The sequence below is a fragment of the Paraburkholderia sabiae genome (assembly GCF_030412785.1).
GTDB lineage: Bacteria > Pseudomonadota > Gammaproteobacteria > Burkholderiales > Burkholderiaceae > Paraburkholderia > Paraburkholderia sabiae.
The window spans coordinates 2,135,627-2,152,206 of the sequence record NZ_CP125296.1 but is presented as its reverse complement, the minus strand read 5'-3'; the positions used below and the strand labels follow the sequence as shown (position 1 = coordinate 2,152,206).

Here is a 16,580-nt window from a genome sequence, read left to right as displayed (position 1 = left end):
TCAGCATTTTTGGGTTCGTTCGATACGCCTCGTGGGAACGGCCCGCAGCCAGAACGCAGCCATGAATCTTCAAGCTCTCCGCTATTTCCTGATGGTGTCGACGACGGGCAGTTTCCTCGCTACTGCACGGCACTTCGACGTTCCCGCGTCATCGGTTTCCCGATTCGTCGCGTCGCTGGAAAAGGAACTGGGACAGCAACTGTTTTATCGGAGCACACGCGCCGTGAGGCTCACGGAACAGGGGCAGCGCTACTATTCGCAGGTGCGTGAGGCCATTGATCTTCTCGATGGCGCAGCGGAGCAACTGGCCCATCGCGACGCGACTATTCGCGGACTCGTGAGAATCAATGCGCCCGAAGCGCTGGGAAGGCTCCATATCGCGCAGCTCATCAATCAGCTTCAGGCACGGTATCCAGAGCTATCGATCGATCTCACATTGACTGATGAGCTCATCGATCCCGTGCAGGAAGGTGCCGATATCACGATCCGTGTTGGGCCACTTGTCGATTCGGGCCTGATAGGCAAGGTGCTCAGTGTTCAGCGATACCGGCTAGTTGCGAGCCCGGAATACCTGGCGATACACGGCGCGCCGCAAACTCCGGACGATCTTCGCAAGCACAGTTGCCTGTTGTACAAGGGACATCAAGGCGCTCAGCGCTGGTATTTCCGACCGTCATCGAAAGAAAACTTTGAATCAGTCGATGTAAGTGGCCCACTGCGAAGCAACAATGCCGAGGTACTGGTTGCGGCCGCCATCGCGGGGCGCGGACTCGTGCTGCTGCCAAGCTGGATGTTCAATCCTGAGAGCTTCAGGGAGTGCAAGCTTTCGAATGTGCTGACGGACTGGGACAAGTCCGCTTCGCCTGACGATCGGCAGATCCAGATTTTGTCGCCGGAGAACAGGTTGCGGTCGCAAAAGGTACGTGAAGTGTCGGCTTTTCTGTCCGATGGGATTGGATCGCCGCCGTACTGGGATCGTTGTGACGAGAGCGGCACGTTGGAAAGTGATGGCGTCGATATTTGACTAATGGGTATCTGTTATTGCAGATACAAGGCACACCGTTTCTTGAGATCAGCATGGTCAGTGCACGTCGATGGCGATCTTCCAAACGGTGAGGTCTCGACCGTCGACTCTGGAGACTGGCTGACGCTCGAGTCGGAGCGACACTGGATCGGTTTCGCCCGTATCGCAAGCGTGAGGGCGCCGCTGTTTAATGCACCGCGTGCCGATGCACGGAGCAGTTACCGTCTCTTTTTGGGTCCTGTCGAGGCCTTGTCAACGTTCATTCGGAACTGCAGTTCCCAGCGTTTTCTTATCGGCGTATGGGTGACACGGTTGATCCGGTCGGCACTGACGTGCAGTACTTTTCCGTTGTGTCGGACCGGTATGTTCGGCTTTCAAAGCATCTGACCACTCGCTTTGTCGAGCCCGGAAACGTGTTCAAGTTCGAGGTCGAATGAGACCGTTCGACCTCGTCGCCTGGCTCATCGATCATCCGTAGAATCAGGTTTAAATTGAACAGGCAACGGAAGCAAAGCGAAATTGCTCTCAGCAGGATAGCCTTGCATATGAAGCGAGATCGTCTGCTGATTGTGCCTGGCGGTTTCCTGTCACCGACACCGAAACGCTCGTGGGATTGTTGGCACGAGCAGACCAGTTGAGGGTTTATCGCACCTCTCAACGCATCAACCGCCTTCAGGCGCATAATCTCGTCGTCGACGGTGGGTTGACACAGATCTGAGGACGTAGCGCGCCATGAACGATTCGGATGTGAACCTTGACCGTTTCAGCGCGCTCTCCGACGGCATCTTCGCCGTCATCATCACAATAATGGTTCTCGCGCTGAAAATTCCCTCACGCAACGATGGGCGCGCGTTGCTCGAACTCTGGCCAGACCTGGTCAGCTACGTTGTCAGTTACGCGTTCATCGCGGTCGTGTGGTTGAACCATCATCACGTGTTCAAGCACGCAGTCTCGCTCACCGGTTTGCTGGCCTGGTCCAACTTCGCCAATCTTTTCTGGATCTCGTTTATCCCTTTTACGACGGCGTGGCTCGCGTCGAGCCGAGTCGCGGCCGTGCCATTGACGGCATATGCAACCGTCTTCCTGCTTGTCGAGATGACGTACATGGTTCTTATGTATGAGAGCTTTCGCCAGTGTCCTTCCGATGATGCGGCGACTCTCGGCCGACGACGGATGCAATGGATCAGGGCCTGGATCATGGTGGCTGTGTTCGCTTTTGCGGCAATCGCCTTTTTCCTTCCAGCTCTTGTAAGAATGGTTCTGCTGGGCGCGTTTCTGGTGCTTCATACGCAACCAGAGCTACTCTCGAATCGAAAGGTCGCGAGTGACTTCGCTTCGAAGCATGGGGAAACGGAGAATCGCGCTCACCCCTCAAGCGAGAACCGTCACTGACCATTCGTCGAGTCTTCAGGTGCAACGTCCCGTTTCTGGCAACCCCGCCACTCATCAGATATGGCAGACCGTCACCTGAGCGACGCTTCCCGCCCACAAAACGGCCGTAACGCGGTTGGTATCTACCTCGCGGAACCACCCGCATCCTCAGGCTCCCCGAACCACCGCGATATAGCCTGTACGGCTTCCTCATCATCGGCAGCACTCTCACTTGTCCAGGCGACAACCCCGTCAGGACGCACCAGCACAGCGCGCAAGCCCAGCCGGTCCTTCGCATCGCCTGCCACATAAGTGACGCGCTTTCGCCATCCGCTCGAAAGCGCCTCAAGCGATGCGCTTCGATCGAAGTCCAGCAACAGCCCATTCCCTTCGCGCAACAGGCTGCCGACTTTCGTACCGTCGACCAGCTCGAAATCCGGAACGCTGCGGCCCACGAGCGGATGACTGCCGCCGAGATCGTAGCGGAGCGAAACGCCCCACACACGCTCGGCGAAATACGTCGCGCCATCGCGCGTCCCGATGAGATCGCGGATGACGGCTTCGAGCGCGCGGGTGCTTGGGGTGGGCCGCATGAGTGCGACTTGCGCGCGCGACCAGTCGAGAATGCCCATTCCCACCGGATGCCGCTCCGCCTGATAGCTGTCGAGTAGACCGGCCGGCGCGTCGCCACGGATCGTGGACGCCAGTTTCCAGCCCAGGTTCATGGCATCTCCTATCCCGAGATTGAGCCCTTGACCGCCCAACGGAGAATGGATGTGCGCGGCATCGCCGGCGAGCAGCACGCGCCCTTTGCGATAGGCCGTCACCTGGTAAGCGCGATCCGTCCAGGTGGTAGCGGACCGAAGGTGTGTCAGCGTGACGTCTGTGCCGGACACGCGGCGCAACACCGCTTGCACATGTTCCAGCGTGATCGGCTGGAGCCGGTGAAAAGCGCCGCCGTCGAATTCCACCATCGCGATCGTGCCGGGCCGTGCATAGGTATACATGCCGGTCGGCGTGTAGTGCCGGCCGGGACGGAGCGCGTCCGGACCGGTAATCTCGACTTCGACGGAATAGCCTGTGAACTCAGGATCGGTGCCGACGAATTCGAAGCCGCCCGCCTTGCGAATCGAGCTGCGGCCACCATCGCAACCGACAAGCCAGCGTCCACGAAATGTTTTCTCACCAGCGCGAACGCTCACGCCGTCGTCCGACGCGAGGAAATCTTCGACGCCGAAGCCACGCTGGATCTCGGCTCCCAGTGAGCAGGCTCTGCGGGCAAGGACGGTTTCAAGTGTCTCCAGCGCGACTGCCACGCTGGTGCCCGCCGGGCTCGGCAGGCGATACGGCCACTTCGTGATGTCGATGTCGTCGTGATAGAACTGGATGCCCGCGAAGTGGCCGGCTGGCCGGCGCGGCTGCTGGTTCCAGTGCGTGTGCGTTGCAGTCTTGCTTGCGGCATCCTCCGCACGCTGCGCGGCGACGAATTCCTCCAGCAACCCACGTCGATAAAAGGCCTCGAGCGTGGGCGCCGACAGGCCGCGCATTCCGAATGGAAGACGCTTCAAGGGGGAGTCGGGGTCTTCGGCTCGCTCCAGCACCAGAACCGAGAGGTTCGACAGGCGCAGCTCGCAGGCGAGAAACAGGCCGACGGGACCGGCACCCGCAATGATGACGTCGTAGATAGGGGGATGATGATCGTGCATGAACGGCTCCTTGGTCGATGTTCGACCGGAGCGTTCCTCAGGTTGAGAACCGCACGGACGAACGACTGGACGCTTCTGCAGCGTCCGATGTTCGTCGTGGGGATCTCATGCACGAGGCCAAAGACCAGAGCTTTCGTTACCGAAAGGACTTGGGCTTACCAAACCAAGTCTGCCTTTTCCGACACCGCTTTATAGCATCGTGGCGACCATGCCGCAACCAGCGGCGGTAGCGATCGGACGCAGCGTCGCTTATGCACGAAACATGTGCATACTGAGCGATGCGTTCGCTGTTTGTAATGTCTATCGGCAGATCCTATAACAACTCTAATCCGACCGACGCATCCAACAGGACAACGTATGCTCGATCCCTTCGCTTCATCAGATGCGTTCACGATTGGCGTCGAACTCGAGGTTCAGATCGTCAATACACACGACTACAACCTGACGAAGGCGGCAACGGAATTGCTGAGCGGCGTGAAAGAGCATGACTTCGTCGGCGCGATCAAGCCGGAGACGACCGAGGGCATGATCGAGTTAGCGACAGGCGTGTGCAGGGATTTTCATCAGGCGCGCGGCGAATTGCAGGTGCTTCGCGATACGCTGGTCGGGGCCGCCGATTTTCTGAACGTCGGCGTGTGCGGCGGCGGCACCAACTTTTTTCAGAACTGGTACGACCAGCGTTCAGATGGGCGCGAGCGTTCGGAATACCTGATGAAACTGTATGGCGCGATCTATCAGCAATTCACGATATTCGGCCAGCACGTTCATGTGGGTTGTCCGGACCCCGACTCGGCGCTCGTTCTGCTGCATTCGCTTTCGCGCTACGTGCCGCATTTCATCGCGCTGGCCGCTTCCTCGCCGTATGTGCAGGGGAGCGATACCCAGTTCCATTGTGCGCGCCTGAATTCGGTTGCGCCGTTTCCCTTGTCAGGGCACGCGCCTTTCGTGACGAAGTGGGTTGACCTGGAGCAGTACTTCGATCGTATGGCCAACACGGGGCTCGTCAACAGCCTGAAGGACTTCTACTGGGACATACGTCCAAGTCCGGGCTACGGCACGATCGAAGTACGCGTCATGGATACGCCGTTGCGCATCGAGTGGGCCGCTGCCATCGCGGCGTATATTCAATCGCTTTCGCGCTATCTGCTGATGGACAAACCGCTGCGCCTCAGTGAGCGCGATTACGAGGTCTATCGGACGAACCGGTTCATGGCCTGCCGGTTCGGTTTGGACGGAACCTGCGTGAATCCTGAAACGGGCCAGCGGGATACCATACGAAACCAGGTTCTGGCCACGCTCGATACGATCGCCGATCACGCGCGATCTCTGGGCGCGGACGAAGGCCTGGATATGCTCAGGCGCACAGTAACCGAAGGCTTGAGCGATGCCGCCTGGTTGCGTCGCATTTATCGGAAACATAACTCGTTGCACGAAGTCGGACGCCAGCTATGTCAGATCTGGCGTGGCGCGCAGGAGCCGAACTAGGGAATCGATGTCGTTTTGGATAACTGATTCGATATGCAAAGTAGTGTGAGTAAACGAAGTGCCAAAATGCCACCATCGGTGGTGTTCGTCCACGTCGTGCAAACGCGGCACACGAATTGCTGCATGTGAATATTGTGCCTTGCACGGTGGCCTTTTTGAAACCGCACTTTGTCAAGAGCAAAGCTGCCTTTAAGAGCTCAGTCCGACGAGTACGGTCCTTCGATGGATTGTTCTTTGTTGGCTCTACGCCATGGACAGACAAAACGACCTGCCCGATGAGCACTGGCCGCTCATCCTGGAATCGACACCCACCCCAATGCTGGTTCTGAAGCCCGATGAGGCTTTCACGATTGCAGGCGTCAGCAATGCATATCTGAAGGAGACGCTGACAGTTCGGGAAGAAATCATAGGCAAAGGACTTTTTGACGTTTTTCCGGACAACCCGGCCGTGCCCGAAGCGGACGCAACGAACAATTTGCGCGCATCGCTCTTGTACGTGGCTGCCACGAAAAAGAGCCACACCATGGCTATCCAGCGATATGACGTCCCCGACAGGCAGAAGGGCGGCTTCGCGTTTCGCTACTGGAATCCGGTGAACGCCCCGGTTATCGGGCGCGACGGCCGGCTGCTCTACATTCTTCATCGTGTCGAAAATGTGACCGACTACATGTTGAGCCAGCAGGCAAATGAGACGCTTCGAGAGCAATCGCGGCTGCTCACTGCGGAATTGAGCAAAAGCGAGGCGAAAGTCTCCCGGCGCGACGCTGCCCTGACCGAAGCGACGAGTGCGTTTCAGCAACTGACGACAGACGCGCAGGCATGGCGACTCGGCGAAGAGAAATTCCGGCGGGTAACGGACGCGCTGCCGCAGATGGTCTGGACGGCGCGAGCAGACGGACAGCTGGACTACCACAATCAGCATTTTTACGATTTCACGGGCGCGCCGCACAGGGCAGCGGAGGGTCAGGAATGGAAGAAGTTCGTCCATCCGGATGACCTCGCGACGGCGGAACGGGCGTGGGCGCACAGTGTGGCGACAACGGAACCCTATGAAACGATGTTTCGCGTCAGGCATCGCTCCGGGGAGTATCGCTGGACACTCGCGCGCGCCATTGTCATTCGCGACAATCGGGCGGAAATTCTGAAGTGGGTCGGCTCGAACACGGATATCCACGAAAAGGTTCTTGCTGAACAGGAACTGCGGGACGTCAACCGACGCAAGGACGAGTTTCTGGCGATGCTCGCGCACGAGTTGCGCAATCCGCTCGCACCGATTCGCGCGGGGGCCGAGTTGCTTCCAGAAGTGAGCGCAGACCCGGCGCAAGTCAACCGTGTCGGCACGATGATTCGTCGACAGATCGTCCACGTGATGGGTCTCATCGATGACCTGCTCGAAGTGTCGCGCGTCACGAAAGGCGTCATTTCGCTCGACAGGCACAAGGTGGACTTCAGGCAGGTCGTGGACGAGTCGGTGGAGCAGGTGCGACCCCTCATCGAGGCGCGCAAACATCGCCTGTCCGTCGACGTGCCGGAGGAAGTCGTCTGCGTCTTCGGGGACCGCATGCGGCTGGTGCAAATCCTGAGCAACCTCTTGAACAATGCCGCGAAGTACTCGCCGGATGGCGGGCGTATCGAGGTGACCGTGAAATGTTTGTCGGGACAAGCGGTCACGATCGTCCGGGACAACGGCATCGGGATGGAACCGCAGTTGTTGCGCACAGCGTTCGATCTGTTCCAGCAAGGAGAACGGACCAGCGAACGCGCCGAAGGAGGGCTGGGGCTCGGTCTCGCGCTCGTCAAAAGTCTGGTCGAGCATCATGGAGGGAGTGTGATCGCCAGCAGTGCGGGGCGCGGAAAGGGTAGTCAACTCGAGGTCAGGCTACCGCTGGCGCAAGCCGATCCTGAGACCGTGCCGGCAAAGCACATGGCTGAACAAGCGCCCGTCGAACCGAAGCGGCTTCGCGTATTGCTCGTCGACGACAACGCGGAAGTCGCCGACGCACTGGGGATGGCGTTGGAGGTGATGGGCAACGCGGTTTCGATCGAGCACGACGGGCCTGGCGCTCTCGCGCGAGCCAAGACCGAGACATTCGATGTCTGCCTGATTGACATCGGCCTTCCGGGCATGGACGGATACGAGCTCGCGCGACACCTTCGGGCGTCGCCTGGTAGTCAGGGCGCGGTCTTCGTCGCTCACACCGGATATGGTCAGGAAGACGACCGAAAAAAGTCCGAGGCGGCGGGTTTCGCTCACCACCTTGTCAAGCCGGTGGGCATTCTTGATCTACAGAATGTTCTCAATCATAGCGGTCACTAGTGCAAGCGCATTGACTGAGTTGCGCGATCTGCAAGGCCCCATTCTGTGTAGTTAAGGTTCCTAAAGTTTCCAGGCGATCAGGTTTCCTGAATCGTTTATCGCGATTGAACGCTTCAACTGCCTATGGAACAATGGACATCGATCACACATAGCAGGACATAACGTGCATCATGGCCCATGACCAACCGCGCCGCCGGACCGTTCTGCATTTCGCGCTCTATGGCGCGGAAGCCGATCAACCTTGGGTCGACATGGTGCATTACGAACGCATTCCGTTGCGTGCCGGCCGTTTCGACTTCGACATCGAGCCGCACGTCCACGATGCGCTGATCCAGGTGCTCTACGTCACGGGCGGAGGCGGCGAGACCTTCATCGACGGCAGGACCTGGGCAGTCGAAGCGCCATGCCTCATCGTCGTGCCGGCGCGCTCGGTACACGGCTTTCGCTTCCGGAGCGATATCGACGGTCACGTCATCACCGCCGCGCAGTCTGCGCTGGAATCGCTGGCGATGACGGCCGCCCCCGATCTGCTGGAATTCATCCGCACACCGACGGTGCTGTCGATCGATCCCGACATCGAACGAGGCACATCCCTCGACGCCCTGTTTCAGTCGATCCGGCACGAGGCGGAGAGCCATGAGCGCTGGCAGTTCACGGCAGGCGCAGCACTGGCGATCACCCTGTTCGTCAAGATCGGGCGCCTCAGCGAGAGCGCCAGGCTGTCAGCCGGTTCCGAGCAACGGACAATGACCGCGCGAATCGAACGTTTCCGGGCACTGCTCGACCGCCACTGTCGCGAGCGGCGCCCGGTTGCCAGCTACGCCGACGAAATGGGCGTGACAACCGGCCAGCTCTCCCGCATCTGCCGCGCGACTTTCGGGGTCTCTGCGATCGAGGCAATCGATGCACGCTCGATCCACGAAGCCAAGCGGCTGCTTGGCTATTCGACGCTCAGCGTGAAGCAGATCGCCAGTGAACTGGGCTTTCAGGACGAAGCCTATTTCGGCCGCTTCTTCCGCAAGCAGACGGGACTCCGGCCAACCGAATATCGCTCTTCGGCGCACGATCGGTCCTTGCCTCCCGGAAAGGGGAGCGCCGCGGGCTGACTCCGCCTCGCTCCCTCATCCGGTTCAGGCCACGATCTCACCGAACTTCACAAACAGGTGTTCAGGCCCGGAGTTGGTGAGATTGTTGCCCCGCACGTACTGAATCGGTCGTGTCGGATCGAGCGCAATATTGCTGACTTTGCGGGCGAGAGCCTTCGCGGCGATCAGTGTCTCCAGCTTGGCGAGCGGTGCGCCAAGACATTTGTGCATGCCGTTGCCGAAACCCAGGTGGCCACTCGAATCGCGGTCGATGTCGAACGTTTCGCCCTCGGCAAACTTGCGGTTATCGCGGTTTGCAGCCGACAGCAGCAATCGCACTACCGCGCCCTTGGGCAGATCGATACCCGCGACAGTGGTCGCCTCGGTGGTGATGCGGCTCACGCGCTGGACGGTGCCACGATAGCGCGCGACCTCCTCGACGAAACGGTCAGCGTCGTCGGGTTGCTCGCGGATGCGTCCGAGCAGATGCGGCTGTTCGGCGAACATACGGAAAGCGTTCGCGACAAGGATAGTCGTCGTGTCGTGCCCGGCGATGAAGACGAATGCGCACAGTTCCTTTGCTTCCTTTTCCGACAGCAACCCGTCCTTCCACATGCGCGCGATATGCCCGCCGATCGACTGGCTGTCGGTGCGAGCGAGCCGCTCCATCGCATCCTTCAGGTAAGCGAAGAACGCCTGCGCACTCTGCTCGTCGGTGCCCGTCCCCGGCGCATTGCGCGCGAGGCGACCGAAGTAGCTGAAGGTCTCGTCCGACCAGAACTTCATCTTTTCCTCGTCCTCGTTCGGCACCTCGATCATCGCGGAGATGGTCGAGATGCTGAGCGGGATAGCGAAATCGTTGACGACGTCACCACCGCCTTTGGCGATCATCGCGTCGAGCAGGTCTTCGGCCCGTTGCGCGATCTGCTCGATAAACGGATCGAGCGCCAGCGGCAGGAAAGACGGCTGGACGACTTTGCGCAAGCGCGAATGGCCGGGCGCATCGAACAGCGTCAGGAACGTCAGCGGCGGCGGGCTGACGACCTCGGAGGAAAACAGCTTCGGGTTGCGGATTGCCTGATAGACGTCGTCGTAGCGCGAGAGGAACCACACGTCCGACGTCGCCGACTGGCAACGCAGCACGGGCGCGTGCTCGCGCATCCAGCGGTAGTGCTCGTAAGGGTCGCCTTGCGAGCCGTCATCGACGACCTTGAATGGCTCCAGCCCTTCAGGCCAGTCCAGTTCGTGTGAATAGGGAGGCAGCGTGCTCGCCGTGAATGGGCAGATCTGTGGCGCGCGATCCGGCGCAGCGGAAGGGAGCGCGCGGGGCGCTTCAGTCTTGGGTGCCGCCGCCTTGCCGTTCGTCATACACGCCAGCGCCCGGCCCATAGTGGACCTGGAATGGATCGCATGCCGTGCAATCACGTCCCGCGCCGCGTTCAGGTCGCCCAGTTCGAAGGCGGTCACAAGGTCGCGGTGCTGCTGAACGACATCGCCGACGATCTCGATCTGCCCGGTCAGTGCGCGAGCAATGTAGTCCTGCACGGCCAGTTGCCGGTAGAGCGCGATCAACTGACTATTCCCCGAAGCCTCGATCGTAAACATGTGGAAGGCGTGATTCGCCTCGATGTAGCGTGAAACTTCGGTGAAGCGCGGGCCGGACACGAACTGCGCCGTCGCCTCGGCGAGTTGTCGAAAGGCAATCAATTGCTCACTCGACAGCCGGCCCATGGTCAACTGAGCGGCCCCCAGTTCAAGGATCATCCGCAGATCGAAGGCTTCATCGACATCAACGGGAGCGATGCGCTCCTCGCCCGTCTGAACCACGAGGCCAGTGCCGGCGAACTTCTCGTAGTAGAAGTTGCGCGGTGTCAGCCCTTCGGACGAGAGAAAGCTGCGTACGGCATCGACCATCGGCGGCGGCCCGCAGAGGTAGACATCTGCATCGCCGCCGTTGAGCTGGGAGGCTCTGATGTGGTGGGTCACGTAGCCCTTGTTGGGATGAGCACTCTCGGGGCTGGCGACGGTGCAGGCGTAGGTGAAGTTTGGCAGGCGCTGCGCGTAGCGTTCGAGCCGGTCGATGCCAACCAGATCGTCATCGCTGTTCACGCCGAGAATCATATGGATCGGATACGGGCTGCCGCCGTCCTCGACGATCTTGTCCAGCATCGAGAGGAACGGCGCGAGGCCCGTGCCTCCCGCGAGAAACAGCAACGGCCGTTCAACAGGGCGAAGGTAGAAGCTTCCCATCGGACCGCGAAACTCGATGGGATCGCCTGCTTTGGCGGTTTCGCAGAGCCAGGTCGACATCATCCCTTGGCGCACATTGCGTACGAAGAAGGACAGGTGCGGCTCGGACGGCCCCGAGCTGAACGAGTAGGACCGTGTCTGATCGGTGCCGGGCACGCGGATGTTGACATACTGCCCAGGAAGGAAGGTGAGATCGGCGCGGTTCTCGATCTCGACCGAGAAGGCGATCGTGGTGTTGGACGCTCGCTGGCAGGCGACAACCCGTCCCTTGTGAGTGGCGGGACCCGTGCCCGAGACATCGGAGTTCGTAGCGATCTGGATCGCGCAGTCGGAACGAGGGCTCATCTGACAGGTGAGAACCTTGCGGGCGCTCGCTTCCTCCGGACTAAGCGCATCTTCCACGCAGTCGCCCAGAATGTACTCGCCGGACTCACAGACTGCCTTGCAGGTACCACACACGCCATCGCGGCAATCGAGTGGAATATTGATCCTGGCACGAATGGCGGCATCGGTGATGCGCTCGCCCTCCGCGCACTCGATGAAGCGGGTCACTCCGTCCTCAAAACGCAGGGTTATCTGATGGGGCATGGCGGTGTCTCCTCTGGAACCGCCCGAACACACCGCCCGACTGGCAGCATATTCGGACGGGTGGCGCGCGAGTCGGTCCTGCTTCTCGCGAACGACCGGTGGGTTTAATGACGCCAATTTAGAGCCCGAGCCGCGTTCCCCTCAATGGACAGAGACGACGTTCACCAGGACAAAACGTGCATTGCGAGGGTTGTCGAATGCTGTTGCAGATCGACTTCATACGAGAACGCGTTGGGACACGACAGCGATGCCGTTGCGCTTATACGGAGAAAGGATGGGGGAGGTTTCATCTGCCGCATCTGTGCGATTTGCAGAAGCGCACTGGCGGGTTTGCCGGGTTTGTACCGCTAGCTTTTGTTGCGGCGGAAACGCCAATTGATATGCGTGGCCAGTCGCGCTTTGGCCCCACGCGACGCGAGTCGGTATTGATGCGTGCGGTGGACCCGGCTGGTCCTCGCGCCATTCTGCGGGATGAGTTCGAATGAAACGGATACTGCCGGAACAAGCTTTGGTGCCCAGGGCGGGACTCGAACCCGCACGCCTTTCAGCGCTACCCCCTCAAGATAGTGCGTCTACCAATTCCGCCACCTGGGCAAGGGGACGCAATTGTAGCGACTAATCGAACAGTTTCAAAGGGGGAGGCACTGCGAGTCGCAAACCTGCAGGTTCTACGGCGACAACGGCTCGAGCGTAGAACCTGCATGGCCTCATCGCGACCGCTTCGCGCGCGGCTTGCCTGCCGCTTCGCCGCGCGGGCTGCTCACTTCCTGCGGGTCTTCGCTTTCTAACTGCCGCTTGTCCGACTGCTCGATGGGAGGCTCGACGGACGCACCGTCCATGCCCTCCGCCTCGATCTGCCGGCGGGCCGTATCCCAGTACTCGTCGGCGTGCTGCTTCGGATCGTCGTCACGTTCCCAAAGTTGATACGCACGTTCGCGAATGCGATCGTCGTTGCTGCGTTCGCTGCCAGCTTCAGCCATGTCGCTCTCCTCGGGTAATAGCGCGGGTGAATAGCGCATTGCCATTGAGCATTCGCGATGCCTGAAACGGACAGCGATATCTCACGCGTCAGCCACGGCCACACTCGCCGGATCGCGTTGCGCCTCGCGGCTTCGCGGGCCCGCGATGCCGAAGTGCCGCGCGAGCGTATCGACGACGTTCTCCGCCATGCTCCGGCGCGTTTCGTCCGTTGCGGAGCCGATGTGCGGCGTCAGCACGACTCTGCGGTCGCGGATCAGCGCGTCGGGAACGACGGGTTCGTGTTCGAACACATCGAGCGCGGCGCCTGCGATTTTGTCGTCAGCCAATGCCGCGATCAGCGCGGCTTCATCCACGACAGGACCGCGCGAAATATTCACGAGGAACCCGCGCGGGCCGAGCGCATCGAGCACGGCCGCATCGACGAGATGATGCGTGGCGGGCGACAGCGGACAGGTCAGAATCAGCATGTCGCTGTCGCGCGCGAGGCGGACGATGTCGTCGTAATAGGGCAGGTCGACGGCCTTGCGCGACGGGCCGAAATACGCGAGCGTCGAACCGAATGCCTGCAGGCGGCGCGCGATGGCCGAGCCGATCGTGCCCAGTCCGACGATGCCGATCTTCATGCGCGAGATCGAACGTCCAAGCGGGTACTGTCCGCGCGCAGGCCATTCGCCAGAGCGAACGAACGCGTCGGCGTTGATGAAGTCGCGCGTGACGGCGAGCGCGAGGCCGACGGCTGCATTCGCGACATCTTCGGCAAGAATGTGCGATGTGTTTTCGATCCGGATGCCGCGTGTCGTTGCAGCCTGCACGTCCAGGTTATCGAGTCCGGCGCTGTAGCTGGAAATGATCTCCAGAGCAGGCACGGCATCAAGGAACGCTGCATCGATCTTCGTCTTGCGCAACGCAATGCCGCGCACCGTATGTCCGTGTTCGGCGAGAAACGCGCGCGCGGCGTCGGGATCTTTCGGCAGATCGAGCACGTTGAAGAGCGCGTGGAGTTCCGCGTGGGTCCACTCCGGCAATTCCGCTGCGTTGAGGATGACTGGCTTGAACGTGTCTGCGTGTTGCATAACCTGGTTTCCGTAAATATGGTTTCAGCTTCAGCTCATCTTCACGCGCTGAATGTTGCCCATGAACAGCAGATAGACGACGGCTGCGACGAGGCAATGCGCGGCCACGAAGTAGAGGCCGACCGTATAGCCGCCCGTCGCCTGAACGATGTAGCCGAACGCGATCGGCGTGACGATGCCGCCGATGTTGCCCACGCAATTGAAGATCGCGCCCGCCAGTCCCACGGCTTCGCGCGGCGCCGTGTCGCTGACGATGGCCCACGTGCCCGCGCCCGCAGCCGCGCCCTTGCCGAAGAAGGCCAGCGTCATGAGCCCGACGATCACCGCATTGCTTTCGGTGAAGGCCGACAGCACGAGGCAGCAGCCCACCAGCATGCCGACGATATACGGCGTCTTGCGCGCCCACGACACGCTCCAGCCATGACGGATCAGCATGTCGGAGATTGCGCCGCCCGCGATGCCGCCGAGAAAGCCGGCCACGGCGGGAATCATCGTCGCGAAGCCCGCCTGCATCACGTTCATGCCGCGCGCCTGCACGAGATAGATCGGGAACCACGTGATGAAGAAGTAGCTCAGCGCGATCGTGCAGTACTGGCCGATATACGAGCACCACAGCATGCGGTTGCCGAGCAGCGTGCGCGCCATCGCCCACGACGCGGCAGGACGTGCCTGCAATTCATGCTTCGAGTCGATATCGATCATCGCGCCGCCCGCGACGATGTGATCGAGTTCCGCGCCCGAAACGCGCGGATGATTGCGCGGCTCGTGCATCACGACAGCCCACACTCCAGCCGACGCAATGCCGATGAGTCCGAGCGCAATGAACGGCGCGGGCCAGCCGAACTTTGCCGTGAGCCAGCCCGCGAACGGCGAGAAGATCGCGACGGCGAAGTACGACGCCGATGCGAACAGCGATGTTGCGAGTCCGCGCTCTTCCTTCGGAAACCACATGACCGCGACGCGTCCGTTCGCGGGAAAGCTCGGCGCTTCGATCAGGCCGAGCGCGAAGCGCAGCGCGAACAGCAGCGCGAGCGCAATGGACAGATCCGACGTGACGTTGCCGATGAAGCCGACGAGCATCGTCGCGATCGACCACAGAATCAGCGTTGCGCCATACATCTTCTTGGTGCCGAAGCGGTCGAGCAGCAGCCCGCCGGGAATCTGCCCGATCACATACGCCCAGCTGAACGCCGACAGCACGTAGCCCAACTGCACGTGATTGAGGCCGAACTGCTTTGAAATGCCGGGCCCGGCGATCGACAGGATCGCGCGGTCCGCATACGCGACCGTCGCGAGCAGCAGGATCGTCGCGAGGATCGAGTAGCGCGTGCGCGTCATGCGCTCCGACTCGGTCGATATATACTGGGTCGTTCGGTGTGAAGCCATCGATATCTCCTCCTTGGTGCCCCTGAACAGGTCGCAAGAATGGGAACGCGAACGACGCGCAAGCATGCGCTTATAAGAGGTCGTCCCGTTCTTCTATGTGTTTGTGTCTGCATTAAACCGGCGGCACCCAAGACCGTCAACCTTGATTGAGTCAATCAACGTGAAGAACTGGATGACGCAGGAGGAGGCGTGCGAAGCGCTCGGCGTGCGCAAGCAGACGCTGTACGCGTATGTCAGCCGCGGGCAGATCGAAGTGCGCTGGGATCCCGATCACACGAGTCGCAAGCTCTATCGCGCGTCGGATATTTCGATGCTGACGAAAAAGCGCGACCTCGGCCGCGCACGCAAGAACATCGCTGCGAGCACGATGGCGTGGGGCGAGCCGATCATCAATACGCACATATCGACGATCGTTCGCGGACGCCTGTATTACCGTGGAAAAGACGCGATTCATCTTGCGTCGACGGCGACGCTCGAAGAGGCTGCGCAACTGCTGTGGGACTCGGCTGAAGTGCCGTGCTTTCCCGCGTTCGAATCGTTGCACATTGACGCTTCTGCGAGAGCGCGCGTGTATGCGTCGATGGGCATGGCGGCGGCTTCCTGCAGTGATTCAGGCAATACGCACGACATTGCCGGCATGCACGCCGAAGCGGCTGAACTCGTAGGCCGTCTTGCCAGCGGCTTCGTCGAACTTGCTTCGGATAAAGGCCCGCTGCATCTGCGTATCGCACGCGCATGGCGCGCCGCGAAGCATGCTGAGTTATTGCGGCAGACGCTCGTGCTGCTCGCCGATCAGGAGTTGACCAGCTCGTCGTTTGCCGCGCGTGTGGCGGCATCGACGGGTGCGTCGCTCGGTGCGTGCATGCTCGCGGGCCTCGCGGCGTTTTCCGGGCCATTGCATGGCGATGCAATCACACGCGTGTATGGGCTGCTCGACGATGCGCATCGTCTCGGCGTCGAAGAGACAGTGCGTAGCAGACTGACCGGCAACGCGTCGTTGCCCGGCTTCGGACACGAACTCTATCCGCAGGGCGATCCGCGTGCAGCGCATCTTCTGTCGATGTTGACGCCGTCGGAAACGACGGGCGAACTGATCCGTTGCGTCGATCGGCTGACGGGCAAACAGCCCGCTATCGATATCGCGCTTGCCGCGCTTGTCGAGCATTGTCAGTTGCAACGAGACGCGGCGTTTGCGCTGTTCGCTATCGCGCGAAGCGTCGGTTGGGCCGCGCACTCGATCGAACAGACGATCAGCGGAACGTTGCTGCGGCCTCGCGCGCATTATGTCGGGCCCGCCGTGGACTGAAACCACGA

Annotated in this window: 11 protein-coding genes and 1 tRNA gene; 6 read left to right on the top strand and 6 right to left on the bottom strand. The window is 60.7% G+C overall.

What is annotated here, in order from left to right; all coding sequences use genetic code 11:
* Positions 1-61 precede the first annotated feature (61 nt).
* Both QEN71_RS39085 and QEN71_RS39080 read left to right on the top strand, forming a co-directional pair.
* Positions 62-1,024 (top strand): LysR family transcriptional regulator, encoded by a 963-nt coding sequence (locus QEN71_RS39085; RefSeq protein WP_201649627.1) that lies wholly within the window; start codon positions 62-64, stop codon positions 1,022-1,024.
* 732 nt (positions 1,025-1,756) lie between these two features.
* On the top strand, positions 1,757-2,416 hold the full coding sequence (locus tag QEN71_RS39080; protein WP_201649628.1) for a TMEM175 family protein: 660 nt from the start codon (positions 1,757-1,759) through the stop codon (positions 2,414-2,416).
* A gap of 122 nt (positions 2,417-2,538) precedes the next feature.
* Here QEN71_RS39080 and QEN71_RS39075 read toward each other — a convergent pair whose 3' ends face one another.
* Positions 2,539-4,101 carry an FAD-dependent monooxygenase gene (locus QEN71_RS39075; RefSeq protein WP_201649629.1) on the bottom strand — a complete coding sequence of 521 codons (1,563 nt, stop codon included), beginning with the start codon at positions 4,099-4,101 and terminating at the stop codon, positions 2,539-2,541.
* 357 nt (positions 4,102-4,458) lie between these two features.
* On the opposite strand from QEN71_RS39075, the gene QEN71_RS39070 reads away from it, so the two are divergent.
* The 3 genes from QEN71_RS39070 (at position 4,459) to QEN71_RS39060 (ending at position 9,009) form a co-directional block, all read left to right on the top strand.
* Entirely contained in the window at positions 4,459-5,586 is a 1,128-nt protein-coding gene (locus QEN71_RS39070) for a YbdK family carboxylate-amine ligase (RefSeq protein ID WP_201649630.1), read from the top strand.
* A 250-nt stretch (positions 5,587-5,836) separates the two neighbouring features.
* Positions 5,837-7,903, top strand: coding sequence for a hybrid sensor histidine kinase/response regulator (locus tag QEN71_RS39065; RefSeq protein ID WP_201649631.1), 2,067 nt, complete (start codon positions 5,837-5,839; stop codon positions 7,901-7,903).
* 170 nt (positions 7,904-8,073) lie between these two features.
* On the top strand, positions 8,074-9,009 hold the full coding sequence (locus QEN71_RS39060) for a helix-turn-helix domain-containing protein (protein ID WP_201649632.1): 936 nt from the start codon (positions 8,074-8,076) through the stop codon (positions 9,007-9,009).
* Between the two features lie 24 nt (positions 9,010-9,033).
* On the opposite strand, the gene benC is transcribed toward QEN71_RS39060, so the two are convergent.
* From benC to QEN71_RS39035, 5 genes are all read right to left on the bottom strand, one after another.
* On the bottom strand, positions 9,034-11,826 hold the full coding sequence (gene benC / locus QEN71_RS39055) for a benzoate 1,2-dioxygenase electron transfer component BenC (RefSeq protein ID WP_201649633.1): 2,793 nt from the start codon (positions 11,824-11,826) through the stop codon (positions 9,034-9,036).
* Positions 11,827-12,335: 509 nt separating this feature from the next.
* Positions 12,336-12,420, bottom strand: a tRNA-Leu gene (locus tag QEN71_RS39050).
* A 113-nt stretch (positions 12,421-12,533) separates the two neighbouring features.
* Entirely contained in the window at positions 12,534-12,806 is a 273-nt protein-coding gene (locus tag QEN71_RS39045; RefSeq protein WP_201649634.1) for a DUF2934 domain-containing protein, read from the bottom strand.
* Positions 12,807-12,887: 81 nt separating this feature from the next.
* Complete coding sequence (locus QEN71_RS39040) at positions 12,888-13,880, bottom strand: 2-hydroxyacid dehydrogenase (protein ID WP_201649635.1); 993 nt, start codon at positions 13,878-13,880, stop codon at positions 12,888-12,890.
* A gap of 30 nt (positions 13,881-13,910) precedes the next feature.
* Positions 13,911-15,266 carry an MFS transporter gene (locus tag QEN71_RS39035; protein WP_201649636.1) on the bottom strand — a complete coding sequence of 452 codons (1,356 nt, stop codon included), beginning with the start codon at positions 15,264-15,266 and terminating at the stop codon, positions 13,911-13,913.
* A gap of 172 nt (positions 15,267-15,438) precedes the next feature.
* Between QEN71_RS39035 and QEN71_RS39030 the strand changes: the two genes are divergently transcribed.
* Positions 15,439-16,572 (top strand): citrate synthase family protein, encoded by a 1,134-nt coding sequence (locus tag QEN71_RS39030; RefSeq protein WP_201649722.1) that lies wholly within the window; start codon positions 15,439-15,441, stop codon positions 16,570-16,572.
* The last annotated feature ends 8 nt before the right edge of the window (positions 16,573-16,580 follow it).